This is a genomic window from Flavobacterium sp. GT3R68 (assembly GCF_007109225.1).
Lineage (GTDB): Bacteria > Bacteroidota > Bacteroidia > Flavobacteriales > Flavobacteriaceae > Flavobacterium.
The window spans coordinates 1-2415 of the sequence record NZ_VJZK01000016.1 but is presented as its reverse complement, the minus strand read 5'-3'; the positions used below and the strand labels follow the sequence as shown (position 1 = coordinate 2415).

The window sequence follows — 2415 nt, the reverse complement described above, 5'->3', positions numbered from 1 at the left end:
AAGAAAACCAATATTTTATTTAACCGAAATTTCTGTAATACGGTTCCAGATAACGTCCGGTGGCTTGCCTCAGTGGCGTGACTATCACCGAACAACCACAAATATAAACCAAACTTTGAGTTATCAGCGTATTTTCTAAAGAATCGCGGAATTAAGCCATTGTGGCAAACCGCTGTTATAGCCAGTGCTTTTTTGTCCACTCACTTAATTTTAGTTTAGTTTTTGGGTGCCCATTAATCTTTAGATACTCATCTTTGAATGGTATTTTTGATTTAAGGGCAATCCATCCAAATCCAACTATTATATCTCGTCTTACTTCATATTCTTTGTAAATCTGCAGTTTACCAACTATTTCGATTTCAACATCTTTCTTCTTTAACATTGCAGAAAATCCGCCAATTTGTGCTTGGTCAACCCAATTTTCTTTCATAACGGTTTGGCTAAAACTAATTTCGTTAACACGCTTTAAATATACTTCTGCTGATTTGAAATCATCCAAAGTAGGTTTTATTGGTTTGTCTATTGTTGTTATAGCAATATAGTTTGTTCCTGTTTCTGTTTGTTGTTCGTCAGTCAAAACAAATGCACCGCCATAATTTCCATTATCCATTAAATATGTTAAGCAATCTCCTTTTTGGTAAACGGAATTATAAAACTTTTTTTTAGTTCGTTTTCTTGGTTTATCTTTCTCCGTTTTAAGCTTGGATAAAAATTTTTCTAATGCTTTTTCTCTTGACTTTATATCCGCTAGTGAAGCTTCTAATTCTTTCCAAATTCTGATGTCTTCACCGCTATTAATAAGATATTCAACTTTAGAAAATATTTCTTCTTTAAGGTCCTTACATTCCCATTGTCCATTGGCTATTGCAAACCAAAAATTTGGTGCATCTTCTACGATACTTATTGTTTCGTCGTTTTCGTCTATTAATCTTTTTGTAATTTCAGGAACAGTAAAACCTTCATTATATAAGTCAATAAATTGCCCGTAAATGTCAGCATATGTATCGTTTGAACTTATTCCTGTTCCCCAAGCTCCCATTTTTAATCTTTTTTATTTGAATGTTAATTTTATAGTGTCGTCTTTGCATTGGCTATAACGTCCGGTGGCTTGCCTCAGTGGCGTTCATATCACCGAACCATCACAAATATAAACCAAACTTTGAGTTATCAGCGGATTTTCTAAAGAAACACAGAATTAAGCCATTGAGGCAAACCGCTGTTATGCGTTCGTGCTTTCATGTCAATTTATAGTTAATATCTGCTGTTTTGATTTTATTTACCTAAAAAATTATTGAGATTTAAGCAATTTTTTTTTAAATTAAAAACAAAGTAATTAAATAACAATTTGTATATCAATGCATTACTCGTTAATTATGTGTTAAGTGATTAATTGATTTAGCTTTGTAAATCGTAACTTTAGTTATTAATTTACTTTAGAAATTTATTGCCATGAGAAATTCAAAATATATGATCGTGATTTTGTTTTCAATGTTTTTTTCTTGTACAAATGAGAACCCTCAATTGAGTAACGATGAAAATGGATTAAATATAATTTCAGCAAAGAAAGTTAAGTTAGATATCATTTTTGAATCTAAAAGTAATAGTACTGTAAAAGGCACAGCTAGTTTCGATGAAATAAACGGAAGAGTGACTTTTGTTGCAAAAATGACTGGTTTAGAACCTGGAATTCATGCTATTCACATTCATGAAAAATCTGATTGTACGGCTCCTGATGGTAGTTCGGCTGGAGGACATTGGAACCCAACTTTCCAACCACATGGAGAATGGGGAATTGGACAATATCACAAAGGAGATATAGGTAATTTTACTGCTGATAAAAAAGGAAATGGGATCATAACATTAACGACAGCGGAATGGTGTATAGGTTGTGGTGATAACAACAAAGATATTCTTGGGAAAGGACTAATTGTTCATCAAGGTATCGATGATTTTGTTACACAACCTTCAGGAAATGCCGGAGCAAGAGTAGCTTGTTCAGCAATTATTCAATAGGTTGTTTTTTTTATTTATGGATTCCGTATTATCTAAAAAAGATGTTATGCTTTTTTATATTTTATCAAAAGCAATGACAAAACATAGCTTTGTAATTTAAATTTAAAAGCAATGAATGATTAACCCTTCTGCTCCTGGTTGGGATAGGTAAATTTTTTACAGTTCAAAACTTTTCAGTGTTTTTCACTCTATATTAAACCATTAGTTCTTAATAGTTGTTTTTCTTTCTTTTAGAATGCTTTATGTTCTTGAATTCTCCGTTTTGCCCATGCATGACGCATAACGTCCGGTGGCTTGCCTCAGTGGCTTAAAATATTACCGAACTATCACAAATATAAACCAAACTTTGAGTTATCAGCGTATTTTCTAAAGAATCACAGAATTAAGCCATTGTGGCAAACC

The 2415-nt window shown here is 32.4% G+C and carries 3 protein-coding genes; 1 reads left to right on the top strand and 2 read right to left on the bottom strand.

Going from position 1 to position 2415, the window contains the following annotated elements:
* Together FNW07_RS13900 and FNW07_RS13530 are read right to left on the bottom strand one after the other, a co-directional pair.
* Positions 1 to 200 (bottom strand): hypothetical protein (locus tag FNW07_RS13900; RefSeq protein WP_221931751.1); only part of this gene is annotated, 200 nt, incomplete at its 3' end.
* Complete coding sequence (locus FNW07_RS13530; protein WP_126745349.1) at positions 176 to 1039, bottom strand: hypothetical protein; 864 nt, start codon at positions 1037 to 1039, stop codon at positions 176 to 178. The genes FNW07_RS13530 and FNW07_RS13900, both read right to left, overlap by 25 nt.
* A 410-nt stretch (positions 1040 to 1449) precedes the next feature.
* On the opposite strand from FNW07_RS13530, the gene FNW07_RS13525 reads away from it, so the two are divergent.
* Entirely contained in the window at positions 1450 to 2013 is a 564-nt protein-coding gene (locus FNW07_RS13525) for a superoxide dismutase family protein (protein ID WP_185964654.1), read from the top strand.
* Positions 2014 to 2415: the final 402 nt, after the last annotated feature.